This is a genomic window from Massilia sp. UBA6681 (assembly GCF_002454935.1).
GTDB classification, from domain to species: domain Bacteria; phylum Pseudomonadota; class Gammaproteobacteria; order Burkholderiales; family Burkholderiaceae_D; genus Telluria; species Telluria varians.
In genome coordinates, this window is record NZ_DKJX01000120.1 from 12082 (window position 1) to 38289 (window position 26208).

25 protein-coding genes are annotated in these 26208 nt (G+C 68.2%); 7 read left to right on the top strand and 18 right to left on the bottom strand.

What is annotated here, in order from left to right:
* Window positions 1-10 precede the first annotated feature (10 nt).
* Both B2R83_RS21960 and B2R83_RS21965 read left to right on the top strand, forming a co-directional pair.
* The gene (locus B2R83_RS21960) at window positions 11-766 is read left to right on the top strand and encodes a helix-turn-helix transcriptional regulator (RefSeq protein WP_292044998.1); all 756 of its coding nucleotides are present in this window, start codon (window positions 11-13) and stop codon (window positions 764-766) included.
* Between the two features lie 60 nt (window positions 767-826).
* Entirely contained in the window at window positions 827-1753 is a 927-nt protein-coding gene (locus tag B2R83_RS21965; RefSeq protein ID WP_292045000.1) for a DMT family transporter, read from the top strand.
* Window positions 1754-1784: 31 nt separating this feature from the next.
* Here the strand turns inward: B2R83_RS21965 and B2R83_RS21970 are convergent, their stop codons facing one another.
* The 5 genes from B2R83_RS21970 to B2R83_RS21990 form a co-directional block, all read right to left on the bottom strand.
* A complete protein-coding gene (locus B2R83_RS21970) occupies window positions 1785-2618 on the bottom strand; it encodes a metallophosphoesterase (protein ID WP_292045002.1) in 834 nt (277 codons plus the stop codon).
* 45 nt (window positions 2619-2663) lie between these two features.
* A complete protein-coding gene (locus tag B2R83_RS21975) occupies window positions 2664-3092 on the bottom strand; it encodes a VOC family protein (RefSeq protein ID WP_292045004.1) in 429 nt (142 codons plus the stop codon).
* A gap of 91 nt (window positions 3093-3183) precedes the next feature.
* Window positions 3184-3762: a PH domain-containing protein gene (locus tag B2R83_RS21980; protein WP_292045006.1), complete on the bottom strand. Its 579-nt coding sequence runs from the start codon at window positions 3760-3762 to the stop codon at window positions 3184-3186.
* The gene (locus B2R83_RS21985; RefSeq protein WP_292045008.1) at window positions 3762-5129 is read right to left on the bottom strand and encodes a serine hydrolase domain-containing protein; all 1368 of its coding nucleotides are present in this window, start codon (window positions 5127-5129) and stop codon (window positions 3762-3764) included. Before B2R83_RS21985 ends, B2R83_RS21980 begins: the two co-directional genes overlap by 1 nt.
* A gap of 7 nt (window positions 5130-5136) precedes the next feature.
* On the bottom strand, window positions 5137-6969 hold the full coding sequence (locus B2R83_RS21990) for a DUF885 domain-containing protein (RefSeq protein ID WP_292045010.1): 1833 nt from the start codon (window positions 6967-6969) through the stop codon (window positions 5137-5139).
* Between the two features lie 172 nt (window positions 6970-7141).
* On the opposite strand from B2R83_RS21990, the gene B2R83_RS21995 reads away from it, so the two are divergent.
* The 3 genes from B2R83_RS21995 (at window position 7142) to B2R83_RS22005 (ending at window position 8972) form a co-directional block, all read left to right on the top strand.
* On the top strand, window positions 7142-7540 hold the full coding sequence (locus B2R83_RS21995; RefSeq protein ID WP_292045012.1) for a hypothetical protein: 399 nt from the start codon (window positions 7142-7144) through the stop codon (window positions 7538-7540).
* 91 nt (window positions 7541-7631) lie between these two features.
* Window positions 7632-8393 carry a ThuA domain-containing protein gene (locus B2R83_RS22000; RefSeq protein WP_292045014.1) on the top strand — a complete coding sequence of 254 codons (762 nt, stop codon included), beginning with the start codon at window positions 7632-7634 and terminating at the stop codon, window positions 8391-8393.
* 117 nt (window positions 8394-8510) lie between these two features.
* Window positions 8511-8972: a hypothetical protein gene (locus B2R83_RS22005; protein ID WP_292045016.1), complete on the top strand. Its 462-nt coding sequence runs from the start codon at window positions 8511-8513 to the stop codon at window positions 8970-8972.
* Between the two features lie 34 nt (window positions 8973-9006).
* On the opposite strand, the gene B2R83_RS22010 is transcribed toward B2R83_RS22005, so the two are convergent.
* From B2R83_RS22010 to ccoN, 7 genes are all read right to left on the bottom strand, one after another.
* Window positions 9007-10086 (bottom strand): S41 family peptidase, encoded by a 1080-nt coding sequence (locus B2R83_RS22010; RefSeq protein WP_292045018.1) that lies wholly within the window; start codon window positions 10084-10086, stop codon window positions 9007-9009.
* Between the two features lie 175 nt (window positions 10087-10261).
* Window positions 10262-10801, bottom strand: a complete 540-nt coding sequence (locus B2R83_RS22015; protein WP_292045020.1) for a FixH family protein — start codon at window positions 10799-10801, stop codon at window positions 10262-10264.
* 15 nt (window positions 10802-10816) lie between these two features.
* The gene (ccoG, locus tag B2R83_RS22020; RefSeq protein ID WP_036208159.1) at window positions 10817-12205 is read right to left on the bottom strand and encodes a cytochrome c oxidase accessory protein CcoG; all 1389 of its coding nucleotides are present in this window, start codon (window positions 12203-12205) and stop codon (window positions 10817-10819) included.
* Window positions 12202-13149, bottom strand: coding sequence for a cytochrome-c oxidase, cbb3-type subunit III (ccoP, locus tag B2R83_RS22025; RefSeq protein WP_036208156.1), 948 nt, complete (start codon window positions 13147-13149; stop codon window positions 12202-12204). Before ccoP ends, ccoG begins: the two co-directional genes overlap by 4 nt.
* Window positions 13142-13312, bottom strand: a complete 171-nt coding sequence (locus tag B2R83_RS22030) for a cbb3-type cytochrome oxidase subunit 3 (RefSeq protein ID WP_036208152.1) — start codon at window positions 13310-13312, stop codon at window positions 13142-13144. The genes ccoP and B2R83_RS22030 overlap by 8 nt, the downstream gene beginning before the upstream one ends.
* A gap of 1 nt (window position 13313) precedes the next feature.
* Entirely contained in the window at window positions 13314-13934 is a 621-nt protein-coding gene (gene ccoO, locus B2R83_RS22035; RefSeq protein ID WP_036208150.1) for a cytochrome-c oxidase, cbb3-type subunit II, read from the bottom strand.
* 16 nt (window positions 13935-13950) lie between these two features.
* Window positions 13951-15411 carry a cytochrome-c oxidase, cbb3-type subunit I gene (gene ccoN, locus B2R83_RS22040; RefSeq protein WP_051996255.1) on the bottom strand — a complete coding sequence of 487 codons (1461 nt, stop codon included), beginning with the start codon at window positions 15409-15411 and terminating at the stop codon, window positions 13951-13953.
* A 217-nt stretch (window positions 15412-15628) separates the two neighbouring features.
* Here ccoN and B2R83_RS22045 point away from each other — a divergent pair, with 217 nt between their 5' ends.
* Window positions 15629-16027, top strand: coding sequence for a TraR/DksA family transcriptional regulator (locus B2R83_RS22045; RefSeq protein WP_036208145.1), 399 nt, complete (start codon window positions 15629-15631; stop codon window positions 16025-16027).
* Window positions 16028-16035: 8 nt separating this feature from the next.
* Here B2R83_RS22045 and ccoS read toward each other — a convergent pair whose 3' ends face one another.
* From ccoS to B2R83_RS22070, 5 genes are all read right to left on the bottom strand, one after another.
* On the bottom strand, window positions 16036-16185 hold the full coding sequence (ccoS, locus tag B2R83_RS22050) for a cbb3-type cytochrome oxidase assembly protein CcoS (protein WP_027863618.1): 150 nt from the start codon (window positions 16183-16185) through the stop codon (window positions 16036-16038).
* 1 nt (window position 16186) lies between these two features.
* On the bottom strand, window positions 16187-18667 hold the full coding sequence (locus tag B2R83_RS22055; protein WP_292045028.1) for a heavy metal translocating P-type ATPase: 2481 nt from the start codon (window positions 18665-18667) through the stop codon (window positions 16187-16189).
* On the bottom strand, window positions 18664-19449 hold the full coding sequence (locus B2R83_RS22060) for a sulfite exporter TauE/SafE family protein (protein ID WP_292045030.1): 786 nt from the start codon (window positions 19447-19449) through the stop codon (window positions 18664-18666). The genes B2R83_RS22055 and B2R83_RS22060 overlap by 4 nt, the downstream gene beginning before the upstream one ends.
* Window positions 19446-20912: an oxygen-independent coproporphyrinogen III oxidase gene (hemN, locus tag B2R83_RS22065; RefSeq protein ID WP_084416228.1), complete on the bottom strand. Its 1467-nt coding sequence runs from the start codon at window positions 20910-20912 to the stop codon at window positions 19446-19448. The genes B2R83_RS22060 and hemN overlap by 4 nt, the downstream gene beginning before the upstream one ends.
* A 196-nt stretch (window positions 20913-21108) precedes the next feature.
* Window positions 21109-22704 (bottom strand): methyl-accepting chemotaxis protein, encoded by a 1596-nt coding sequence (locus tag B2R83_RS22070; RefSeq protein ID WP_292045031.1) that lies wholly within the window; start codon window positions 22702-22704, stop codon window positions 21109-21111.
* Between the two features lie 173 nt (window positions 22705-22877).
* Between B2R83_RS22070 and B2R83_RS22075 the strand changes: the two genes are divergently transcribed.
* Window positions 22878-24185: a metal-dependent hydrolase gene (locus B2R83_RS22075; RefSeq protein WP_292045033.1), complete on the top strand. Its 1308-nt coding sequence runs from the start codon at window positions 22878-22880 to the stop codon at window positions 24183-24185.
* Here B2R83_RS22075 and B2R83_RS22080 read toward each other — a convergent pair.
* Window positions 24182-26104, bottom strand: a complete 1923-nt coding sequence (locus B2R83_RS22080; RefSeq protein WP_292045035.1) for a glycosyltransferase — start codon at window positions 26102-26104, stop codon at window positions 24182-24184. The genes B2R83_RS22075 and B2R83_RS22080 overlap by 4 nt on opposite strands.
* Window positions 26105-26208: the final 104 nt, after the last annotated feature.

The window sequence follows — 26208 nt, forward strand, 5'->3', positions numbered from 1 at the left end:
ATCAGCCAGGATGGCTGCGCCGCTGCTCGACCTGCACCTGCGCAGCTATGGCGCCGCGCGCAGCTCGGACCGCCACGAGTTCGGCCAGCTGGTGCTGCCCGTGAGCGGCGAAGTCGCCGTGGAAATCGAAGGCCGCCAGGCCCGGCTCGATCCGCTGCGCGTGGCGGTGGTGGCGCCCGGCGCCTGGCACTCGCAGTGCAGCCCGGTGGCCAACCGGTCGCTGATCGTCGACCTGGGACCGGATACCTTCGCGCAAGGACCCTGGCAGCGCCTGCTCGAGCAGCCCTTCGGCGCCATCGGTCCCGCGGCCCGCAAGCTGGTCGAATTCATGGGCATCATGGCCGCCACCCGGCCGCCCGCGCCTTCCGTGCTGGCCGGCTGGACCCCGCTGCTGCTCGACACCCTGGTGCTGGGCGCGCCCGCGCCTGGCTCGCGTCTGGCGGCCCTGCTCGCCCGCATCGAGGCCGAACCTGGCCTGCCCTGGACCACCGAGGCCATGGCGCGCGCCGCCAGCCTGAGCGTCAGCCGCCTGCATGCGCTGTTTCGCGAAGAGCGCGATAGCACGCCCCACGACTGGCTGCTGGACTGCCGCCTGCGCCATGCCTGCGAATGGCTGCGTGCGACGGCGCGCCCGGTGGCCGAGATCGCGCTGGCAGCGGGCTTTTCCGAGCAGAGCGCGCTGACCCGTGCCATGCGCAGGGCGATGGACACCACGCCCGCGGCCTACCGGCGCGCGTATCGCGAGAATCTGTCAAACCAGCAGTAGCCAGGGTCAAGAGCGCCGCGGGCATCCGGACGACAATCTCCCTTCCCAAGGAGATCGACCATGCTTTCGCAGATTCACGCCACAGCCCACACCACCCAGCTCGGCATCGGCGCCGGCATCACCGCGGGCGCCTTCTGGGGCCTGGTGTTCCTGGCCCCGGAACTGGTGCCGGGCTTCTCGGCCCTGCAGCTGGCGGCGGGCCGCTACCTGGCCTATGGCATCGTCGCCGCCATCCTCGTCGCCCGCGCCTGGCCGCGGCTCAGGCAGCGCCTGACCCGGGCCGACTGGCGCGGCCTGGCCTGGCTCAGCCTGGCGGGCAACATCGTGTACTACCTGTTCCTGGCCCAGGCCGTCCAATTGGGTGGCGTGGCCATGACCTCGATCGTGATCGGGCTGCTGCCGATCACCGTGACCCTGGCGGGCTTGCGCGAGCACGGCGCGGTGTCCTTGCGGCGCCTGGTCCCCTCCCTGCTGCTGGGCGGGGCCGGCCTGGCCTGCATCAGCTGGGATTCCTTGTCTTCCCTGGATGGCGGGTCGGGCATCGGCCTCTTGTCGGCGATCGGCGCGCTGCTGTCGTGGACCTTCTATGCGGCCGTCAACCGGCGCTGGCTGGCGCGCCTCGAGGGCATTTCGGCCAACGAATGGAGCCTGCTGGTGGGGGTGATGACGGGCGCCCAGGCCCTGCTGCTGGCGCTGCCGGCCTTCCCGCCTGGCGGCGCCGCGCACACGGGCAGCGAATGGCTGCAGTTCCTCGGCGTGGTGACGGCGGTCGGGATCTTTTGTTCCGTGATCGGCAACGCCTTGTGGAACTACGCCAGCCGCGCCCTGCCGATGGCGCTGATGGGCCAGATGATCGTGTTCGAGACCGTGTTCGCCTCGCTCTACGGCTTCCTGTGGGAGGCGCGCTGGCCCAGCGGCCTGGAGGCGGCGGCGCTGGTGCTTTTGCTGGCTGGCGTGGTGTCCTGCGCCGCCGCCCACCGCAATTGAGCGGTTCCAGGGAGCGCCAGGCGCTCCCTTCTTACACCTGGATCACCAGCTCGGGCCGGAATGCTTGCTGCTCGCCCTTGCTGAGGTAGCCGAGCGGGTTGGCCACCACGCGGCAGGTCCAGGGCCGGCCGGCATCGACGCCGCTGACCACATAGTCGTTGGCGCAGTGCAGGTGGCCGTGGATCCAGATGTCGGCCTGGGGGAACAAGCCGTCGAGCGCATTGCAGAAGCCCGCGGTGCCGGGCGTGAGGCCGTAGCGCGGGTCGGCGCTTTGCAGGCTGGGCGCGAAATGGGTCACCACCACCGTGCTCCCCTCGAAGGGCGCCGCCAGCGCCCCGCGCAGCCAGTCCTGGCAGTCCAGCGCCATCTCGCGGATGCCCTCGGCCAGCACCTTCTCGCCGTTCTTCAGCGTGGTGTTCTTCGACAGGTACCAGTTGGCGGCGCGGAAGGCCTTTTCGCGTTTCTGCAGCTGCTTGCTCAGCTCCTGCTCGCGCAGCGCCAGCGCGTCGAAGTCGCTCCACAGCGTGGTGCCGATGAAGCGGATACTCCCGATGACGAGCGTTTCGCGGTCCAGCCATTCGATGCCGAGGCGCGCGCAGCTGGCGCGCAGGCGCGCGTAGGCTTGGTCGTAGTCGAGGCCATCGAATTCGTGGTTGCCGGGGATGTACAGGACACGCGCGCCATTGGCGCCGGGGCGCAGCGGCGAGAAGCGTTCGAGCCCGAAATCGGCGTCGGTCAGGCGCGACCCGGCCTGGTAGGAGCCGATGTCGCCCGCCAACACGACGACGTCGGTGTCGGCGTGGATCTGCGGATTGAAACCGGCGTAGCGTTCGAGGTGCAGGTCGGAGAAAATCTGGATGCGCATGGTCGGCGCAGTATAGCGGTTTCCACCGCAGGCTGCGCCGCCGTGTCAGAAGCTCACGCGCACGTGTGGCGCGCTTTGCTTCGCCTCGCCGTGGTAGACGGCTTCGATGTTGTTGCCGTCCGGGTCGAGCACGAAGGCGCCGTAGTAGCCCGGGTGGTAGGCGCGCTCGCCGGGGCGGCCGTTGTCCCTGCCGCCGGCGGCCAGGGCCGCGAAATAGAAGGCATTGACCATCTTGCGGTCACGCGCCTGGAAGGCCAGGTGGTGGCGGCCGGTGAGCACGCCTTGCGCGGCCGCGCTGTCGCGGCTGGAGATGAAGAGTTCGTCGGCCCAGAAATAATCGTCGCCCGCGCCGCCCAGCGGAATGCCCAGCACCTCGAACACGGCGCCGTAGAACCTGCGCGATGCGGGCAGGTCCCTGACCACGAGCTGGATGTGGTCGATGAGTCGGCCGCGGTAGATTTCTTGTGTTTCCATGCTGCGCTCCTGCGAAAGAAGGTCGTGAAAGACAGCGTGTGCGCGAGCAGTGTAGAGGCAAAGCGGAACCGTGGCAACGATTGCCGGGCGCTTACTCCCAGACCGGGGGGAGCTTGCCGTTTGCGGTGTCGCGCAGCATCGCGAGGGTGCCGGCGTCGATGCGCGCTTCCGGAACCCCTTCCAGCACCTTGGCGGCGAATTCGGGCAGGCCCGTCATCATGCCGGACACGCGCACGACCTCGCCCGACTGCAGCTCGATCCTGAACCAGTTCCAGCTCTTCGAGAAGCGGACGTGCCGGACTTCGGCCCAGCCGAAAGCCACGCGACGGCCTGTCGGGCGGCCGAAATCCATGCCTGCGTCCGACACGGTATGGCGTGCGAAACGCCAGTCGGCCACCAGGTAGGCCCCCAGCAGTACGAAGCCCGTCATGAAGGCATAGAACCAGGCATTGACGCCCTCGTCCGGCCAGATGCTGGCCGCCACCATCACGCCGACGAAGAACAGCGTGCAGATCACCCCGATGACGAGCGAACCCGCGTGATGCTGCACGCAGCCGCTGCCAGCGACGGGGGCGCCACGCTGCCTGCCTCGCGCCAGCCAGCGCATGGTCAGCGTCATCGCCAGCACCCAGAACAATCCTTGTGCAACTGCGCTTAGCCAGTCGGGCATTACGGTGCTCCTTCCTTCGGTGCGGCGATCGCGCCGCGGTACAGGGCGTCCGTGATGCGTTCCTGGAAGCGCGCCTCGGACGAGAAGCGTCCGGGGTGGCGGTCGGGGTCGTCGCCCACGCCGCTGCCCACGTAGATCATGCCGTTCTTCGTTGTCGGATCGAACACGAACAAGGCGTTCAGGCCCCAGGACCAGCCCAGGTGGCCGACGCCGGTGAAGCCGCCGCCTTCCACCAGGCGATCGCCGCTGGCCCGGCCGTCCCTGACAATGCTGACATCGAGGAAGTGCTGGTTGCCCAGGCCCCAGGCGTGGTACAGGCCACGGAAGTTGTCGCTGTCGCCGTTGCCGCTGCCCGGCCGCAGGGTCCATTGGCGCGCGAGCATGGCGGCCACCGTTTCCGGCTTCAGTATCTGCCGGCCCTGATGGTCACCCCCGTTCATCAGCATCAGCATGAGCTGCGCCAACTCGTTGGCCGAGATGCGCAGGCTGCCCTGCGGGCCGAACAGGGTGCCGTTGGTGCCCACGACGTAGCGCTCCAGCCCCGGCGGCGCGACTGGCGGGTTGACGTGGAAATCGTCGGACTGCGCGATCCACGGGCCTTGCGGGTCCCAGCGTTCGTCGCCGTCCTTCTCGCGGCGCCGGTACAGCGTCGCCGCATCCTCGATCCTGGCTGGCGTGAAGTCGGCCAGGTAGAAGCCGGCCTTCAGACCCATCGGATCGAACAGCAGGCGCCGCATCAGGCGGTCGAAGCGTTCGCCACCGGCGCGCTCCATGATGGTGGCGATGATGCCGGAGTTGAAATTGACGTATTCGAAGTAGCGCCCCGGCGCATGGGTGCTGGACCACATGGCGCCCTTGCCGTGCAGGCGTCCGCCCGGCAGCAAGACCTCCTTCAGGTCGACCGAAGGGTCGAACTTGAAGCCGCCCTCGTCGCGCAGCGAGGAGGTGTGCGTGAGCAGCATGCGCAGGGTGATCGGCTGGTCCGGGAAGTGCGGATTGCGCAGCCGGTAGCCGAGCCAGGCGCTGACGTCCTGGTCCAGCGCCAGCCTGCCCTGCTCCACCAGCTTCATGGCGCCCAGCGCGGTCACCAGCTTGGACACCGAGGCGATGCGGAACATCGTGTCGGCATCCATCGGCTGCGCCGGCAGGGCAGCGCTGGCCAGGCGCTTGTAGCCGAACTGGCGGCTGTAGACGATCTCGCCGCCACGGACCGCCACCACCGCCAGGCCGGGGAGCGGGATGGCGGGGTCGTCGACGATGGCCTGCAGTCGGCGCGTCAGGGCCTCGGCCTGGGGTGCGGACAGGGGCGCGGCTGCGCTCGCACAGGACAGCGCCGACAGCGCAAGCATGGCCAGCGTCGACTTCACGGCCCGGTCACGCCTTCTTCTGCTTGGCGATCCAGCCATCCACCAGCTCGCCCAGCACGTCGAGCGGCACCGAGCCCGCGCCCAGCACCAGGTCGTGGAAGCCCGGGAGCGAGAACTTGTCGCCCAGTTCCTTCTTCGCCTTCTCGCGCAGCTCGATGATGCGCAGCATGCCGATCATGTAGGCATTCGCCTGGCCCGGCCAGACGACGTAGCGCTCGACTTCCTGGGCGCCGATGCCGTAGTCGATCGCCTGCTGGCGGGTCCAGCCCTTCGAATGCAGGCCGGTGTCGACCACCAGGCGGCGGGCGCGGAACAGTTCCGAACCGAGCGCCCCCAGCAGGCCGGGCACGTCGCCTTCGTACCAGCCCTGCTCCACCGCCAGGCGCTCGGTGTACAGCGCCCAGCCCTCGGCGTGGGCGCTGCCGCCGCTGAAGATGCGCTGGCTGCGGAATTTCGGGATGCCGGTCAGTTCCTGCTGGATCGCCAGCTGGAAGTGGTGGCCCGGCACCGCCTCGTGGTAGGCCAGGCTGCGCATGCGAATCATGTCGAAGCTGGGCCCGCGCAGCGGCACCCAGAAGATGCCCGGGCGGGTGCCGTCCGGCGCCGGCAGCGTGTAGTGGGCGGCGGCCGAGGGTTCGGTCAGCGGCGGCACGCGGCGCACCTCGACCGGCGCGCGCGGCTTCAGGTTGAACAGCGGGGCGCTGCGACGCTCGGCGTCCTTCACCATCTCGCCGTAGCTGGCGATGATGGCCGGGCGCGGGTCGCCTTCTCCCTTCGGCTGGAAGCGCGCATCGAGCTGCTTCATGCGGGTTTCGATGTTGCCTTCAAGGAGGCCGAGCGAGCGCAAGTGGCGATCCATCTCGCCTTCGATGCGCGCCACTTCGCGCAGGCCGATCTCGTGGATCTCGTTCGGGCTCAGCTTGGTGCTGGTGAAGTTCTCGACCGCGCGCGCATAGGCCGCGGCGCCGTTCGGCAGGCGCGAGATGCCGGCCACGTCACCGGTGCGCGGGTGGATCTCGGCCATGAATTCCTGCACCCGCTTGTAGGCCGGGCGGATGCGCTCGTCCACGATGCGGGCGGCGCGCGCCAGTGCGGCGTTGCGCACGTCCGGGTTCAGGCCTTCGATCTTCTCGGTGCGCTGGGCCAGCGAGGTCACCAGGACGTTCTCGTTCGCCGCCGGCTTGAGGAAGCTGTCGACCTGGAATTGCGCGCGCTCGAGGATGAAGCGCGGCGGGATCAGGGACTTGGCGGCGGCCTCGCGGGCGCGCGCCAGCGCTTCGTCCATGCGGGTGCCGACCTGCTCCAGGCGCGCCAGGTAGCTGTCGAGGTCCTGCGGGTTGCGCAGCGGATGGGTGGTGTTCATGAAGTTGACCAGGCCGACCTGCACCCCGCTGAACTGCGAGAACACGAAGGCATGGTCCTCGTAGGGCTCGTTGGCGATCACGTTCTGCAGCGACCAGCGCATGACCGCGGCCGAGATGCGCTGGTTTTCGTCGAGCGGGCCGGCCATCCACTTGTCCAGGCGCGCCAGGCCGGTCCTGGCCAGCGCCTGCATCTTCTGGCGATGGGCTTTCGTCATCGGCGTCAGCTCGCGGTCCAGCTTCGCCTGCGCGGCGCCGCTGAAGTACTGGGTGGACGTGGCCATCTGCGGGTTCAGGCGCACCCAGTCTTCGGCAAACTTGTCGGCCCAGGTATCGAAGGCCTTGTTCGGCTTGGCGCTGGCTGCCTTGGCCGCGGGCGCGGCCAGTGCGGCGCCCGGCAGGCTTGCCGCCGCGATGGCGGCGGGGATGAACAGGGCGGCGATGGCGGCGCGCAGGCTGCGCTGGCAGAGGGATGGCATCTTGGTCTCGTATCCTTGGTCGTTGTGGTGTCGGTCGACGGCGCCGGGCGCCGTGCTTGCCGCGGAGGAATCTAACATGAAAAAGGTCAAAGAAACAACGCGCCCGTGGTATGTACAGACAGGCCGTCCATACGCTGCTAGACTGGGCCGGAGCCATCCACGAGGACCCGACATGCGCATGCTCCGACGCCCGATAGCCTCCCTTGCCTTCCTTGCCCTCCTGCTGGCGGGGATCGATGGCCGCGCCGCCGAACCCACCTACCCGACCACCATGGCCGAATTGCCGGACGCGGTGCGCGAACTGCTGCTGCGCCGCGAGGATGGCATGGCCGACGTCGGCGGGCCGTTCAGCGAGGCTTGCGTGCGCAAGCCCGGCACCTTCCATGCGCGGCTGGTCTGGGCCGAAGTGCGGCCGGATACGGTGCTGGTACGCTACGAGCGCGGCGGACTTGCCGGACCGCGTCCCTACCAGGTGGAGTTCACCAGGATCGGGGACAGCTGGAGCGAAGTGGTCCAGCATACCCGTCTTACCTGGTCGGGCCGGCCACGCGCGTTCGGCCCCGCCCATTAAGTTCGATTATTGAACTATTATTGCCCTTGCCTTCGGGCATGCGCTCACTGCCATTGTTGCGGTGAAATAATAATTCATAATCGAGACAAAAATGAAGTTTTCTTTCATGGCGCCGGCACTGCTGGGCGCTTCCCTGCTGGCTGCCGCGCCAGCCCAGGCCGAACAGTTCAACGTCCTCGTGTTCACCAAGACCGCCGGCTGGCACCATGACGCCGTGCACGCAGGCGTGAGCGCCGTGGAGGAACTGGGCAAGCTGCACGACTTCAAGGTCTTCTGGACTGCCGACGCGGGCCGCGTGATGAACGACGCCGAACTGTCCAAGTACCAGGCCGTCGTCTTCCTCTTGACCACCGGCGACGTGCTCGACGACAAGCAGCAGGCCGCCTTCGAGCGCTACATCCGCAAGGGCGGCGGCTTCGTAGGCGTGCACAGCGCCTCGGACACCGAATACGGCTGGCCGTGGTACACGAAGATGGTCGGCCACATGTTCCACGTGCATCCGGCGGTGCAGACCGCGGTGCTGCAGGTGCGCGACCGCAACTTCCCCGGCATGGAGCGCTTCGCGCCGCGCACCCTGTTCACCGAGGAATGGTATGAGTTCGGCCCGCCGACTTCCGGCAAGCTGAATTACCTCTTGAGCGTCGACGAGTCCACCTACAAACCCGAAACCGGCAAGAGCAAGGGCATGGGCGCGTTCCACCCGATCAGCTGGTACCAGGCCTACGATGGCGGGCGCGCCTTCTACACGGCGCTGGGGCACATGCAGGCCACCTACCGCGACCCGGTGTTCCTGCACCACCTGTATGGCGGCATCTACTGGGCGGCGACGGGGCGCGGCTTCAAGGCCGAGTAGGATGTCGTTGCAGCGCAAGCGGCCGCCGGCGGCGCGTTGCCTTGCTGCCGCATGTCAAGGGCGCTGCTGTGCTGAGCAACTATGCTGTTTCCACTTGGAAATCAAATGGAGACAGGCATGGACAAAACGGCAGACAGCATCCCCATCAGCGATAACCAGGCGATCGCGTTATGGAACCCGACCGCCGCCGCACTGTGGAGCCTGGTCTTCACACCGGCCTTCGGCGCCTGGCTCCACATGCGCAACTGGGAGCGGCTCGGACAGCCGGACAAGGCCAGGCAAGCGCGCTACTGGTTCGCCGGCATGCTCCTGATTGCCATCGCCAGTTACGCCGCCGGCGCCGCGGGCGCGCTGCTTGGCCGCGACGATCTCTCCGTGCCCTGGTGGGCCTCGCTGGCATTGTTCGGCGCCTGGGGTGCGGGGTCGGCCTACCAGCAGATCAAGCATGTCGACGACCACCACGGCGAAAGCTATGCGCGCCGCTCCTGGGCTGCGCCAATCCTGATCGGCGTGGCGGCGATCTGCGCCATTCCGTTTGCGGCCGGTGTCGTGACCGCCTTCCGGGTCGCGGCCGCGTAATCCGCCGCGGGGCCGAGCGCGCTGGCCGGCGAGCTTACTGCCGCGCGGCGGCCAGCGCGGCGCCCTCCTCGAGCCGGCGCCGCAGCAGGTCCTCGGCCACCCCGAGCGCCTTGTCCGGCGCCGCCGCGATATCCGGAATCACGCCCGCGCCCTCCCAGTTGGATCCGGTGATCGGGTTGATGGCGCGCCTGTTGGGAATGAAGGCAAGGAAATGCTCGCCGATGCGGAAGGCGCGCGACGGGTGGGCGCCGCCCCAGGTCGGCGCGCCGATCACCGTGGCGCGCTTGAGTGCCTGCATCGTGTAGACGAACTCTTCGCCTGCCGACTTGGTGTCGGGGTCGACCAGGATCAGGACCGGCTTCTTGCTGCCATAGCGCTTTCCATCGAGCTTGTCGACGCTCCAGTGCTGCTGGCTGGTGCCGGTGCTGCGATCCCAGATGTCGTTGAGGCGGGTACGCTGGTCCACGAAATAGCTGATGAGTAAGGCCACGCCTTCTGGATTGCCGCCGCGGTGCCCGCGCAGGTCCATGATCAGGCCATCGGTACCGGCAAGTTCATCCATGGCAGCGGCGAACCTGCGACCCGAGATGAAGGGTGGCGGGAAACCGGAGATCTTCAGGTAGCCGATGTTGCCGTCCAGCTGCTCGACCTTGTCGACCGGGTTCGCCATGACGTAGGTGATCTGGCGCATCACGAAGTTGTTGCGCCGCTCCCAGTCCGCCTGCGTCTCCGGCCGCGGCCCGCCCTTGCTGTCAGGAGGGAACGTGTCGGCGCTGAACCCGACCATCATGTGGCGGTCAGGGGCGATGCGCTGGACGTCGTCGGTGAGCTGCTGCGCCAGCTGTTCGGCGTCCGTCACCCGATCGTAGATGCCCTCCTGCTGGCGCTGGCGCAGGAAGGCTTCGACCTGTTTCGCCTTGTCGGGCAAGACATAGTGCCTGTTGTATTGGGTGATCAGCCCATCGATGGCCTCGCGGCTTGTGCCCCGATCGATCGCTACCTTAGGCTGCGGCACATACATCTGCCACAAGTGCGCCCAGATCGGCATGGTAACAGCGATGCCGGCAAGGGCCAGCACCAGCAAAGGCACTATCACGATCCATTTCTTCTTCATTGTCTTCCTTTGTGTGGCGCGCGCGATGTATGCGCGGCGGGTAGGGCGGAAACAATTACTTCAGTTTTGAAGCAGAGAAACGAATTGAGGATAGCACAACAAATGCTAGCTCATAGCAAGTTTTTATGCCGGCCGAGCGCGCGGCATGAAGCTGTCATGGAAGAGGCAGCCCGATTCAGGGCTTGGCGCCGCTCCCCGCGTCCACATCCGCCGTGATCGCCAGCACCGGCTCGCGCTGCCAGCTCCAGCTGCGCGCCAGGCGCCAGTCGCGCGCGCTCCCCTCCACCACGACCTGCCAGTGGGTCGCCTCCAGTCCCGGTGCCTGCGCCACGAAGCGGCCGCGGGCGTCAGGCAGGGCTTCCAGGACGCGGTCGCGTTCCGGCTGGGTCGGATGCGCGAGGCGGATGTGGAAGGGTGCGCGCACCGGCTCGCCATGGCTGAGCAGGGTGCCGGTGACGCGCCCGGCCGCAGCATCGTAGCCGGCCTCGAAGCGCAGCCCGAGGCGGCTGGCGGCGCGGTCGCGCTTCAGTTCCTGGTTGATGGCCTTGCCCTGCTTGTAGTAGTCGCCGACCACCATCGCGTCCGGGCGGCTCAGCGCCAGCGAGAGCATGACGAAGCCGCCGACCAGCACCAGCACGGGGCCGATCATCAGGAACCAGGGCCAGCGGTGCCGGTACCAGGGGGCGGCCGGCTGGAGGCTCGTATTTGCTCGCATCTTGTTTGCTCCTTTTTACTTGGGCACGATGAATGCCGCTTCTTCCGTCACCTGCAGCGCGGCGCCGTCTGTCGATGCCAGCGTGAAGGCGATCCGGTTCGAGCCGGGCCGGCCATCTCCACCGGCGATGCGCACCCGCACCGGCACGGCGCGCGTGGTGGCCGCATCGATCTCGACCACGTCCTCGTCCACCACGTTCGCCGAGGCGATGCCGTCCACCGTGATGCGCAGGCGCTGCGCCTGTTCCAGCGTGTTCATCACCTGCAGCCGGTACACGTTCTCGATCATCCCGTCGTCGACTTCCCGGCCCATCGAGCCGCGGTCGCGGATCACATCCAGCTTGAGCGGGTTGCGCAGCGCCAGCGAGGCGACCATGGCGCTGCCGAGGATCGCCAGCACCGCGGCATAGATCATCACGCGCGGACGCAATACGCGCCGCCGCACCTGGCGCGGAGAGAGTTTCGCCGCCAGCGCGTTCTCGGTCGCATAGCGGATCAGGCCGCGCGGCCGCTCCACCTTGTCCATCACGCCGTTGCAGGCGTCCACGCAGGCGGCGCAGCCGATGCATTCGTACTGCAGGCCCTTGCGGATGTCGATCCCGGTCGGGCATACCTGCACGCACATGCTGCAGTCGATGCAGTCGCCGCCATTCGGGGTCCCGGTGCGGGCATGGACCGCGCCACGCGGCTCGCCGCGGGCGGCGTCGTAGGTGACGATCAGGGTGTCCTTGTCGAACATCGCGCTCTGGAAGCGCGCATACGGGCACATGTACTTGCACACCTGCTCGCGCAGCCAGCCGGCGTTGCCGTAGGTGGCGAGCCCATAGAACAGTACCCAGAAGCTTTCCCATGGTCCGAGCCCGAACGTCGCGATGTCGAAGCTCAGCTCGCGCACCGGGGTGAAATAGCCGACAAAGGTAAAGCCGGTCCACAGCGCCACCAGGCCCCAGGCCGCGTGCTTGCCGCCCTTGCGCGCGATCTTTTCCAGCGTCCAGGGCTGGCGGTCGAGGCGGATGCGGCTGCTGCGCGCGCCTTCGAACTTGCGCTCGATCCACAGGAAGATCTCGGTGTAGACCGTCTGCGGGCAGGCGAAGCCGCACCACACCCGGCCCGCCACCGCCGTCACCAGGAACAGCCCGTAGGCGCACAGGATCAGCAGCGCGGCCAGGTAGATGAAGTCCTGCGGCCACAGCACCAGTCCGAACAGATAGAACTTGCGGCTGGCCAGGTCGAACAGCACCGCCTGGCGGCCGTGCATCTCGAACCATGGCAGGCCGTAGAACAGCAGCTGGGTGAGCCAGACGCAGGCCCAGCGCAGCGAGGCATAGCGGCCCTTGATCTCGCGCGGGTAGATCTCTTCGCGCGCCGCGTACAGGCGGACCACCGCCTCCTGAGGGGAGTTCATTTTGCTTGCGCCGTCACGATGGGTTTCAATTCCGCCCCGTTCGACAGGCTCCATACATAGGCTGCCAGCACGTGCACCTTCTCTTCGCCGAGGAACTCGCCGAAGGCCGGCATGGTGTTGGTGCGGCCCTTGCGGATGGTCTCCATCACGGTTTCCGGGCTGCCGCCGTACAGCCAGGTCTTGTCCGCCAGGTTGGGCGCTCCCATGGCCGGATTGCCCTCGCCTTTCACGCCGTGGCAGGCCACGCAGGCGGCAAACTTCGGCTTGCCGAAGGCGACCTTGATCGGGTCCGCCGGCAGGCCGGACAGGTCGCGCACATAATGGGCCACGCTTTCGATGTCCTTGTCCGAACCGAGCGCCGCGCCCATCGGCGGCATGACGCCGACCCGGCCCTGCATGATGCTCTGCTTGATGACGTCGGGCTCGCCGCCGTGCAGCCAGTCGCGGTCGGCCAGGTTGGGGAAACCCTTGCTGCCGCGCGCATCCGACCCGTGGCACTGCGCGCAATAGGTCAGGAACAGGCGTTCGCCGATGGCATGGGCCTGCGGGTCGGCGGCGACCAGCTTCAGGTCCTGGTTGGCGTATTTGGCGAACAGCGGGCCGAACTCAAGCCTGGCCTGTTTCAGCTCGGCCCTGTACTCGCCGGTGGTCGTCCAGCCCAGCTTGCCGGCATAGCTGCCCAGGCCCGGATACAAGGCCAGGTAGGCAAAGCCGAACACGATGGTGAGCCAGAACAGCACGATCCACCAGCGCGGCATCGGCGTGTTCAGTTCGGTCAGGTCTTCGTCCCAGACGTGGCCGGTGGTTTTCTCGGGCGTGCCGTCGGCGCCCAGCTTGACGCGGTAGCTCGACTGCGACCACAGCAGGATGCCGCAGCCCAGGATCGACAGCACCGTGATGACGGCCACGTACCAGTGCCAGAACTCGTTGAAGAAATCAGCCACGCTCGTTCTCCCCTGCCTCGTCCGCGAAGGGCAGCGCGGCAGCCTTGTCGAAATCGCTGCCCTTGCGCAGCACGTAGGTCCAGCCAACGATGCCCAGGAAGGTCACGAAGCTGATCACCGTCATGACGCTGCTTGCGTCATCAAAGATTTGTTGGAGTGCCATGTTAGTTCCTCGTCTTGATCTGGGTGCCCAGGCCCTGCAGGTACGCGATCAATGCGTCCTGCTCGGTCTTGCCCGTCACCTCGCTCGGGGCGGCGGCGATCTCGGCCTCGGTGTAGGGCACGCCCAGGCGGCGCATCGCGCGCATCTTCGGGATGATCTCGCTCGGGTCCAGCTTGGCCTTGGCCAGCCACGGATAGCCCGGCATGTTCGATTCCGGCACCACGTCGCGCGGGTTGTCGAGGTGGGTGCGGTGCCATTCGTCGCTGTAGCGGCCGCCCACGCGGGCCAGGTCGGGACCGGTGCGCTTCGAGCCCCACTGGAACGGGTGGTCGTAGACGAATTCGCCCGCGACCGAATAGTGGCCGTAGCGCTCGGTCTCGGCGCGGAACGGCCGGATCATCTGCGAATGGCAGTTGTAGCAGCCTTCGCGGATGTAGACGTCGCGCCCGGCCAGGCGCAGCGGCGAGTAGGGCTTCAATCCCGCCACCGGCTCGGTGGTGGACTTCTGGAAGAACAGCGGCACGATCTCGACCAGGCCGCCGAAGGAGATCACGAGCAGCACCAGGCCGATCAGGAGCCAGGGGTTCTTCTCGATCCATTCATGCGTAAACTTCTTCTTCATTGTGTGCTCCGGTGGTTCAGGCGTGCGCCGCTTCGGGCTGCACGTGGTTCGGATGCGGCTTGGCCGGCCCAAGCGGGATCAGGGCATCCACGCTCTTCGTGCCGCTCAGCGTCTTCCAGGTATTGAAGGCCATGATCGCCATGCCCGACAGGTACAGGAAGCCGCCGGTGAAGCGGATCACGTAGTAGGGATAGGTGGCCTTGACGCTTTCGGCGAAGGTATACGTCAGGGTGCCGTCCGGGTTCACCGCGCGCCACATCAGGCCCTGCATCACGCCGGCGATCCACATCGAGGCGATGTACAGGACGATGCCGATGGTGGCCACCCAGAAATGGGTATCGACAAGCGTCAGGCTCCACATCTGCTTTTTCCCAGCCAGGCGCGGGATCAGGTAGTAGATCGAACCCATGGTGATGAAGCCGACCCAGCCCAGGGCGCCGGCATGGACGTGGGCGACGGTCCAGTCGGTGTAGTGCGACAGCGAGTTGATGGTCTTGATCGACATCATCGGGCCCTCGAAGGTGGCCATGCCGTAGAAGGACAGCGAGACGATCAGGAACTTCAGGATCGGGTCCGAGCGCAGCTTGTGCCAGGCGCCCGACAGGGTCATGATCCCGTTGATCATGCCGCCCCAGGAGGGCGCCAGCAGGATCAGCGAGAACACCATGCCGATCGACTGGGTCCAGTCGGGCAGCGCGGTGTAGTGCAGGTGGTGCGGGCCGGCCCACATGTAGGTGAAGATCAGGGCCCAGAAGTGCACGATCGACAGGCGGTAGGAATACACCGGGCGCTCGGCCTGCTTCGGGATGAAGTAATAGACCATGCCGAGGTAGCCGGCGGTCAGGATGAAGCCCACCGCGTTATGGCCGTACCACCACTGGATCATCGCGTCCTGCACGCCGGCGTAGGCCGAGTAGGACTTCATCGCCGACACCGGCATCACCGCGCCGTTCACCACGTGCAGGATGGCGACCGCCAGGATGTAGGCGCCGAAGAACCAGTTGGCCACGTAGATGTGCTGGACGCGGCGCTTGATGATGGTGCCGAAGAAGACCACCGCATAGGCCACCCAGACCACGGTGATCAGGATCGCGATCGGCCATTCGAGCTCGGCGTATTCCTTGCCGCGGGTGAAGCCCATCGGCAGCGAGATCGCGGCCGACACCAGCACCGCCTGCCAGCCCCAGAAGGTGAAGCTGGCCAGTTTGTCCGAGAACAGCCGCACCTGGCAGGTGCGCTGCACCACGTAGTAGGAAGTGGCGAACAGGCCGCAGATGCCGAAGGCGAAGATCACCGCATTGGTGTGCAGCGGGCGCAGGCGTCCGTAGCTCAGCCAGGCGATGTCGAAATTCAGCGCGGGCCAGGCCAGCTGCGCCGCGATGAAGACGCCGGCGGCCATGCCGATCACGCCCCACACGACGGTCGCGATGGCAAACTGGCGCACGATCTTGTAGTTATAGTTTAGACTGGTGTCCAAGATGCTCTCCTGAAAATACCTTGATGGATGACAATCAGGAGTGTCGTTTTTCGCAGTGCAAAAATCCTTGATGTGAATCAAATTGTTCAGCATCAGATGAGCTATGCAACAGCATCTTGCGGCCGAGTGCGCGAGGCGTGTTGACTGAAAAATCAAGGCTGCGATTTGAGATCATTCAAGGATCTCGACGGACACTCGGAAAGGAAGGAACCGCGCCATGCCGCCTCTATCGCAATCCGTATCGGAAGAACTCAGCAAGCGCCTGCACCAGGCGCGCCAAGATTTGCTCGACACCGTGCGCTCGCGCACCGGCCCGCAAGATGACGAAGCGCCAGCCATCGGTCCCCTCGCCCACCAGGGCCAGAGCGACGATGCGCCGCAATCGGAAATGATCAGCCACAACGAGCAGCACCTGGCCGACCACGAATCAAGCCTCCTGCACGAGATCGACGTCGCCATCGGCAAGCTCGAATCGGGCGGCGCCGGCATCTGCGAATCCTGCGGGCGCGACATCCCGGACGCGCGCCTGCTGGCCACGCCCACGGTGCGGCTGTGCATCGCGTGCCAGGAACAGCTCGAGAAAGACCAGCATACCGGGCGCGGACCGTCGATGTAGGCCGGTGCTCAGGCCGGCCGGTCGTCGTCCACCAGGATCCGCATCCCCGGCCCTTCGAGGTCCTCGAACTGCCCGCTGTCCGCGGCCCCGAAAAAGATCCATACCGCCAGCGCGACCAGGATCACGCTCAGGGGTATCAACAAATACAGTGCTTCCATATCAGTCCTTGCGCAGCCGCAGCGCGTTCAGCACCACGATCGCCGAGCTGGCCGCCATGCCGATGCCGGACAGCCAGGGGTTGAGCAAGCCGGTCGCCGCCGCCGGGATCGCGGCCAGGTTGTAGACCGAGGCCCAGATCAGGTTCTGGCGGATCACCGCCAGGGTGCGGCGCGCGGTAACGGCGGCGTCGGCCAGCGGCAGCAGGCTGTCGCCCAGCAGCACGCCGTCGGCATGCACCTGGGCCAGTTCGGCGCCGCGTCCCATGGCGAAGGAAACGTCGGCGCCGCGCAGCACGGCCGCATCGTTGCTGCCGTCGCCCACCATCGCCACCACCGCGCCATCGGCCTGCAGCTCGCGCACGAAGGCGAGCTTCTCGGCCGGCAGGCGGCCGCCGAAGGCGCTGGCGATGCCGAGCTGGCGCGCCACCGCAGCCGTTGCGGCCTGGTCGTCGCCGCTGAGCAGGATCACGGTCTTGCCGCCGCGCTGGAAGCGCCGCACCACCTCCCGGGCCTCCTCGCGCAGTGCGTCGGACAGGTCGAAGCGCGCCAGCCACTGGCCTTCGCAGGCCAGCCAGGCGGTGCTAGTGCCGGCCGGCGCCGCCGAACCCACCACGCCGCCGGCCAGCTCCTGGACGTAGTCCGCGGTGCCGATGCGGTAGACGACGCCGTCGATGCTGCCTTCGATGCCGCGCCCGATGTCGGCGCGCAAGCCGCGCGCGCTCAAGCCGTGGCCCGGCATCGCGGCGCGGATCGCCATGCCGATCGGATGGGAGTTATCGGCCTGCAGCGCGGCGCCGATGCGCAGGCACAGGTCGCTGTCGAGCGCACCGACCGGCTGCACCTGGCGCAGCACCGGGCGGCCCAGGGTCAGGGTGCCGGTCTTGTCGAACACGACGTGGGTGGCGCGCTCGAAGGTTTCCAGCGTATGCGGGGCGACGGCCAGCACGCCGCGGCGCAGCAGCCGGTCGGTGGCCGCGGCCAGCGCGGTCGGGGTGGCCAGCGACAGCGCGCATGGGCAGGACACCACCAGTACCGCCACCGCCGCATGCCAGGCACGTTCGGGGTCGACCGTGCTCCAGATCAGGTAGACCGCCGCGCTCAAGACCAGCAGGGCCAGCACGAACCAGGCGGCGACGCGGTCGGCCCACAGCGCGATCGCCGGCTTGCCCTGGCCGGCCCGTTCGACCAGCCTGACCAGCATCGCCACCGTGCTGTCGCGCGCCGACGCGGTGATGCGCACCACGATGGCCTGGCCGGCATTGACGGCGCCGCCCGGCAGCACCTCGCCCGGCCCCATGCGGCGGGTCCGGCTTTCGCCGGTCAGCAGCGAGAAATCCAGCTCGGTCGTGCCCTCATCGATGACTCCGTCCGCCGGCACCGCCCGTCCCGGCGGCACCAGCACCAGTTCGCCCACCGCCAGGCTTGACGCCGGCACCAGCTCGGTATCGCGCGCGGCCGGATCGCCGAGCAGGCGCAGGCCCGAGGCCGGCACCCCGCCGCGCAGGGTGTCGAGCGCCTGGGTGGCGCGCCGGCGCGCGCCCAGCTCGAGGTAGCGGCTGCCCAGCAGCAGGAACACGAACATCGTGATCGAGTCGAAGTAGACCTCGCCCTTGCCCGAGAGGAGCGTGGCGCAGCTGCCGGCGAAGGCGGCCGCGATGCCCAGCGCCACCGGCACGTCCATGCCGGGCACGCCGCGCTTGACGTCGCGCCAGGCGCCCGCGAAGAAAGGCAGGGCCGAATAGAACACGGCCGGCAGGGTCAGCGCGAACGAGGCCCAAGCCATCAGCGCGCGCATGTCGGCGTCCATGCTGCCGTCTTCGGCCAGGTAGACCGGCACCGCATACATCATCACCTGCATCATCGACAGGCCGGCCACGAACAGCTGGCGGAACAGGGTGCGGCGTGCGCGCTCGATCCGTTCGGCATGGCGCTGGACATCGTAGGGCGCGGCGAAGTAGCCGATGGCGCGCAAGGCGCGCACGATCGCGCTGGGGCGGCACAGGGCCGGGTCCCAGCGCACGAACACGCGCCCGGTGGCAACGTTCAGCGCCACTTCCTGCACGCCGGCCAGTTGCCCCAGGCGGCGCTCGACCAGCCAGACGCAGGCGCCGCAGCGCACCCCTTCGATCGAGAAGCTGCCCTCGCCCTGCATGCCTTGCTGGTCGAACAGCGCCAGCTCGGGTTCGTCCGCCCTGGCGGCATTCGATGCCGCGTATTCGGTACGCACGCTGTAATAGTCGGCGAAGCCGCCGGCGACGATCGCCTCGGCCGCGGCGGCGCAGCCGGGACAGCACATGCTGCGCGGCGCGCCGTCGACCCGGGCCTGCCAACGGCTGCCTTCCGGGACCGGGGAGCCGCAGTGAAAGCAGCCCGCGGCGGCGGCGCCGAGGCCGGCGCTGCGCAGGGCATCGTTGGCGGCGGCTGCCTCGGCGCCCTCCACCGCCCCTACCGGCGGCGCGACCTGTGCCAGCACCGCGCTCATGCTTCAGCTCCCGACGCCACGCACAGGACGTCGATCCAGTGGGCCCACATCCCGTGGGCCGCGGCGCCGGGCGCGGACATCCCGCCGACGGCGCGCCACAGCCCGAGCAGGCCGAAGCCGAGGATCAGCAGGCCGCAGGCCAGGCGCACCTGGCGCAGCTGGAACAGGGTGCGCAGGCGCACCCCGGCCATGCCGATCGCCGCCAGCATCGGCAGCGTGCCCAGCCCGAAGGCCAGCATCACGCTTGCGCCACCCAGCGCGGAGCCGCTCAGCATGGCCGTCACCAGCATGCTGTAGACCATCCCGCAAGGCAGCCAGCCCCACAGCGCGCCGGCCGCGAACATGCGTCCCGGCGTGGCGCCCGGACCGAGCTGGCGCAGCAGCGGGGAAATGCGGCGCCACAGCGCCTGCCCGCTTCGCTCCAGCAGCGCCAGGCCGCGCCAGGCATCCATCAGGTAAAGTCCCAGCGCCACCAGCATCAGGTTGGCCAGCACGTAGGCCCCGAGCTGCAGCGCCGGCAGCCCGGCAAGCCTGGCCGCGCCGCCCGCCAGGCCGCCGGCCAGGGCGCCGGCAGTGGCATAGCTGGCGATACGGCCGGCGTTGTAGGCCCCCACGTGCGCAGCCACCGGCGCCAGGCGCTGGACGGCCACGGTGCGCACCGGGACCGGGAATGCAGGCCGCGGCGCGACCGACAGTGCGCCCACGATGCCGCCGCACATGCCGGCGCAGTGGACACTGCCGGCCAGGCCGACCAGGAATACCGGGAACAGGCTGACGTTCATATGGTCTGCGAGTGGCGTGGACCCTCGCTGCGGGCGGCGAGGTAGCGGTCGAACACCATGCACACGTTGCGGATCAGGAGGCGTCCCTTCATGGTCACGGTCAGCCATTCCGGACCGACGCTCACCAGGCCGTCCTCTTCCATCTGGCGCAGGCGCGCCAGCTCGGGCGCGAAGTAGTCGCGGAACACGATCGGGAAGGCCTGCTCCAGCGCCGGGATCGACACCTCGAACTGGCACATCAGCTTCTGGATCAGGCTGCGGCGCAGCGCGTCGTCCATGCCGAGCCGAATGCCGCGCGCCACCGGCAGCTCGTTCTGGTCGAGCAGGTCGTAGTACTCCTCGAGCGTCTTGACGTTCTGGCTGTAGGTGGCCCCCACCGCGCCGATGGCCGAGACGCCGCAGGCCACCAGGTCGGTGTCGGCATGGGTCGAGTAACCCTGGAAGTTGCGGTGCAGGCGGCCCTGGCGCTGGGCCACGGCAAGGTCGTCGTCCGGCTTGGCGAAATGGTCCATGCCGATGTAGACGTAGCCGGCCGCGCCCAGGCGTTCGATGCAAAGCTGGAGCATCGCGAGCTTGGTGTCGCTGGACGGCATGTCGGCTTCCACGATGCGGCGCTGCGGCTTGAACAGGTGCGGCATGTGGGCGTAGTGGTAGACGGCGATGCGGTCCGGGCTTGCCGCCACCACCTTGTCGAGGGTCTGGCGCATCGTCTCCAGGGTCTGCTTCGGCAGGCCGTAGATCAGGTCGATGCTCACCGAGCGGAAGCCGGCGGCGCGCGCGGCATCGATCACCGCACGCGTTTCATGCTCGGGCTGAACGCGGTTGACGGCGCGCTGCACCTCGGGGTCGAAGTCCTGCACGCCCAGGCTGATGCGGTTGAAGCCCTGCCGCCGCAAGGTATGCACCCGCTCGCTTGAAACGGTGCGCGGATCGACCTCGATCGAGTATTCGCCTACCTCGTCCGGCGCGAAGCGGAAGTTGCGGCGCAGGTGGGCCATCAAGTCGTCCATCTGGGCGTCGGAAAGATAGGTCGGGGTGCCGCCGCCGAAATGCAGCTGCTCGACCTCGTTCATGCCGGCGAACAGCGCGCCCTGCATGGCGATCTCGCGCTTCAGGTAGGAGAGATAGGTCGCGGCCTTGTCGCGCTTTTTGGTGACGATCTTGTTGCAGGCGCAGTAGTAGCAGACCGTGTCGCAGAACGGAATGTGCAGGTAGAGCGACAGCGGGCGGGCGCCGCCGCGGGTGCGCAGGCCGGCCACGGCATGCAGGTAGTCGCGGTAACCGAATTCCTCGCCGAAGCGGTCGGCGGTCGGATACGAGGTATAGCGCGGGCCGTTCTTGCCGAGGCGCTTGAGCAGGTCCAGGTCGACGTCGACGCTGGAAGTTGCGGCGGCCTGGGTTGCCGGGTGGGCAAGGATGGGAACCACGGGCTTGCCCACGGCCGGTAACACTGTTGCATGCATGTCAATCAACTCCTGCTGCTGCCGGTTTGCGGAACTGCAAAACGGCTCGAATAACAGGCAGTTTATTGATCAGCGTCTTGGAAATCCTTGACTTGCATCAAATACGGACGAGTCTGCGAACATTCCTGAACCTGGACCGTGGGGTGGGCGGCATTGACGGCGCGGCTTCTCTGCCTGCCGAATGCCGCCGCCCGCCCTACCGTACCATGGCCGGTCCAGTGGGCGCCGAGCGCCGCGCCGGCGCCTGCTCGTCGAGCTTGAACACCGACAATGCCTGCACCAGGTGGAAGGCCTCGTCGGCCACGTTGGCCGAGGCATTCGCCGATTCTTCCACCAGGGCGGCATTTTCGCGGGTGATCTGGTCGAGCTGGGCCATGGCCGCGTTCACCTGGGCGATGCCGGCGCCCTGCTCGCGGCTGGCGCCGGTGATGCCGTTCATGATCGCGGCCGCTTCGGCTACCTTGGCCACCACTTCGCGCATGGTCTGGCCGGCGTCGCCCACCAGCACATTGCCTTCGCCGACCTGCTGCACCGAGGTTTCGATGAGGGTCTTGATTTCCTTGGCCGCCGCGGCCGAGCGCTGCGCCAGGCTGCGCACCTCGCCGGCGACGACGGCAAAGCCGCGCCCCTGCTCGCCGGCACGGGCCGCCTCGACCGCTGCGTTCAGCGCCAGGATATTGGTCTGGAAGGCAATGCCGTCGATCAGGCCGATGATGTCCACGATGCGGGTGGCCGAGGCGCTGATGTGGCCCATGGTGTCGCCCACCCGGCCCACGGCCTCGCCGCCGCGTCCGGCGACGTTCGAGGCGGCCACGACCAGCCCGTCGGCGCGCACCGCGCTGTCGGTGTTGTGGCCGGCCGCCGCGGCGATCTGCGCCAGGCTGCTCGCGGTCTGCTCGAGGCTGGCCGCCTGGGCTTCGGTACGGCTGGCCAGGTCGCCGTTGCCGGCCGCGATCTCGCGGGTCGCATGCTCGATCGAGCCCACATTGCGGCGCACGTCGCCGACGATCGCCTTCAGGTTGACGTTCAGCTGGCGCAGCGCCAGCTGCAGGCGGCCGATCTCGTCGTTGCGGCCCGGCTCGCAAGGGTGCGACAGGTCGCCGCCGGCCAGTGCATACACGGCGGCGGTGGCCTCGCGCAGGGGACGTGCGATGGTGCGCTGCAGTTCGGCCCAGGCCGCCAGCGTCGCCGCCACGCCTGCGCCCGCCAGCAATTTCCACAGCAAGCCGTCCGCTGCCAGCCCAAGGGCGGCCATCAGCACCGCCTGGCCGCCCATCATGATGCCGAGGCGGCGCGACAGCGGCAGCGAACGCAGCGCACCGAGGCGGGCGCGCCAACCAAGGCGGCGTGCGGCGCCACGGTGGATCGTCAGCCCCTTCGCCTCGCCGGCGCGGAATTTCCGATAGAGCTCGCCGGCCGCCACCACCTGCTCGCGGCTCGGTGCGGTACGCACCGACATGTAGCCGGTGACGCGGCCTCCCTCCTTGACCGGCACCACGTTGGCAACCACCCAGTAGAAGTCGCCGTTCTTGCGACGATTCTTGACCAGGCCGGTCCAGGGCTCGCCCGCCTGCAGCGTGCGCCACAGGTCGGCAAATGCTTCCGGCGGCATGTCCGGATGGCGGACGATGTTGTGCGCCTTTCCGAGCAATTCGTGCTCGTCGAAGCCGCTGACTTCGACAAAGCTGGGGTTGACGTAGGTGATGCGGCCCTTGGTGTCCGTCTTGGAAACGATGGACTGGCCTTCCTGTAACAGGTATTCGATGCCGGTGACCGGCAGGTTGGTACGCACGTGCTTCTCCTTGTTGCCGTAAGGCAAAACTCCAAGCGCACGATTCTAACAAGTGAAACACCGAATTTTTTGACTTGGATCAAATTTAACTGTGACCACGTGGCGTAGAGCCCGCAAAAAACCTTGATTTACGTCAAAGGTTGCCATTGGTGTAAGCTTTAGATATGGACAACATGACACACTCGCTCGTCGGCCTGGCCCTGGGAGAACTGGTCGAGCGCGCCCTGCCCCCGGCAAGCGATCCGGCCCGGGGCCGTACCCGCCGCCGCGCCCTCCTGCTCACCGGCCTGCTGGCCAGTAATTTCCCCGACCTCGACCTGGTGCTCACGCCGCTGCTGCCGGCGCCGCTGGGCTACCTGATCCACCACCGCGGCCACACGCATACCCTGCTGTACGCGCTGCCGCAGGTGCTCCTGCTGCTGGCCCTGACTTGGTTGCTGTGGCCGGCAGCGCGCCGGCTGCTGCAGGAAGATTGCCGCACCCGCCGCGCCGTCGTCGGCACCGCCCTGCTGGGCATGGTGCTGCACCTGTCCTTCGACGGCCTGAACGTGTACGGGGTCCACCCCTTCCACCCTTTCGATTCGCGCTGGCTGTACGGCGACCTCGTCTTCATCGTCGAGCCGGTGTTCTGGACCGCGCTCGGCTTTGCACTGGCCCTGCTGTCGCGGCGCACCGGCTTGCGCTGGCTGGGGCTGGGCTTCTTTGCAGGCATGCCGGTGCTGTTTACCTGGATGGGCTTCCTGCAATGGGGTTCGCTCGCCGGGCTGGGCATGGTGGCGCTGCTGGTCGCCGGCGCCAGGCTCAAGCTGGGGGCGCGTGCCGGACTGGTGGCGGCCTCCCTCGCCTGCGTGGGCTTCGTCGGCATCCAGGCCGTGGGCGCGCAGCTTGCGCGCGCCGAGATCCGCAGCGCGCTCGACACGGTGGCGCCGGGCAGCCGCGTGCTCGACATCGCACTGTCGTCCTTCCCGGCCAATCCCTTGTGCTGGTCCTTTGCCACCGTGTCCGACAAGCCGGCCGCCGGCAGCTATGGGGTACGGGTCGGCGTGCTCAGCCTGGCGCCCGGCCTGAGCCCGGTCTGGGCATGCCCGGAACGCTTCGGCGGTGTGCCCGATAGTGCAAGCGAAGCCGCCGGGAGGCCGGTGCTGCGCGACGCAGGGGGTCGGGGAGCCGAAGCGGCCGCCCGGGCTGTGCCTGCGGCGACAGCGGCACTGGCCTGGAAATTCAGCGAGACCGGCAGCCTGCAGGACTTCCGCGCGCTGCAGCGGACCAATTGCCACTTCGACGCCTGGCTGCGCTTCGCCCGCGTGCCCTCGCTGGCTGGGGGCAATGCCACCGATATTCGCTTCGGCGCTCCCGACCAGCCCAACTTCTCGACCCTGCCGTATGCCGTCCGCGCGACCGAACCCTGCCCGTCGCCGCTGGCGGCATGGGGCTATCCGCGCGGGGACCTGCTCGGCTGGAAAGGGCAGGGAGCGCGCTAAGTTGCGCGCCGCAGCGGCGTTCGCAACGGCCCGCCGGCCCGCACCCTCCCCTGCCGTCCGGCCCGGGCGATGACGCGCCCGAAGAAGTCCACCAGGCCGGGCACATGCAAGTCGAAGCAGAAGCCGTCGCGCACCTGCCACACGCGCTCGCGTAGCGCGGCCATGGCGGCGCGGTCGTGCAGCTGGCGCGCCAGGTCCTCGATGCTGTCGAAAAACACCCCGATGCCGAGGCGCCGGGCCAGCGCCTGGGCTGCCACGATGGCGCCGCCGTTGTCGACCTGGATCATCGGCAGCCCGGCCGCCGCCAGGGTCGCGACCCGCGCCGGAATGTTCAGGTCGTCCCAGTCGGCGCGCCGGATGTCGCCGCCGTTCTGGCTGCGAAACACGTGCAGCCAGCCGGCGTCGTATTGCGAGAATTCGCGCACCCATCCGTCCGGGTCGACATTCCGGTGCAGGTGCAGGTGTTCCGGCGCCAGCGCCTGTGCTGTCCTTATCCACTCGCGCCACTGGCCCTGCGTAAAGTCTCCATAGAAATGCAAGTGGATGCCGTGGCGCGCCAGCTCGGCCACCGTGGGCGGATGCAGCCCGATCGGCCGCCCCGGCACCACGGTGTGCACCTGGCCGCCCGCGCCCGCTGCGGACAGCAGGGGCGAGCGCTCCTGCAGGAACCAGGCGCGGCGCGGCAGGTCGCCGTCGAGCACATGTTCAAGACGAGGCGCAGGGCGCCCGATGGGCAGCCCGGGCAGAGCGGTGGCGAACCAGTCGCGCATTTCAGGGCTGCTGTAGATGCAGCCGTCGGCCAGCCGCACCAGGTCGGCCAGCAGCGGCCAGGTTCCCTTCTCGATGCAGATGAAGGGGCCTTCCTTGAAATGCCAGACAAAGGGGATGTCCGGCGTGTGCATCAGCACTTCGTGGGCAAAGGGCACGGCCTGCCAGTTGAGCTGGGCGTAGACGAGGTCGGGTTCGATGCGCGCCAGCGCCTCGCGCCAGCCATGGCGCGGCAACTCCTCGACCTGGCCGAAAGGCAGCGGCCCGACCGTATTGAACCAGCAAGGCGCCGGCGTCCACAATCCGTACAGCCGGTGCCCCAGGGCTTCCAGCGCCAGCACGCGGTCGGCGTTATAGGCCAGCTCGCCGGCCAGCACGATCTTCAAGCCCTTGCGTGCGTCTTGCGGCCGGGCGGCGCGCACCTGCGCATACAGCCGCTCCTCGTCGATGGGGTTGCCGGTGCTGGTATGGAAGCGCAGCGGTCCGGCTACCCGGTAGTGCTGGCGGAAGGGGTTGATGCCCCCGAGCGGCTCGCGCATGCGCTTGTGGCGCTGGCCCGGATGGTCGACCCACTCGCAGCTGATCTCCCCCGTCGGCACGAAGGCGCCCTGGGCGCGCAGTCCGGTCCAGAACAGGCGGTCGAGGTCGTCGCTCTCGAGCTCGGCGCGCTCGCGCCAGCGCAGTGCGGTGCGGCGGTGCAGGCATTGCACGGGTTGCAGGCATTCCCCCGGGACGATGCCGTCGGCGCTGCGGTTGTAGTGGTGGCGCACGCCGGCATAGGCCAGCACCGCGCCGGGCGCGCGCTCGAGGCAGGCCACCAGTTGCGCCAGGTGCCCGGCATACCAGACGTCGTCGCTCGGCAGGTAGGCCAGCAGTTCGCCGCGCGCGGCGTCGAGGCCGGCGTTGATGGCGCGGCCCAGTCCGCCATTGCTGTCGAAGCGCAGGTAGCGCACCCTGGCGTCGGCCAGCCAGGGCGCCAGGGCGCTGGCGGTGTCGTCGCAGGAGCCGTCGTCGACGATGACGAGCTCCCAGTCGGGATAGGTCTGCGCCCACAGGCTGTCGAGGGCGCGGCCGATGAAGGCCGCCTGCTCGAAGGTGGGCATGAGTACGCTGACGCGTGGGGAAGCGGGGACGGACGGCTGGCTGCTCATGGCGATGGCTGGTTGTGGGAGCCTCCCCAGATTAGAAGGCGGGGCCCCGCTGCGTTTGCGGCATGTCAGCAGTGCGCGGCGGCCTCCCGGGACCCGAGCGCGGG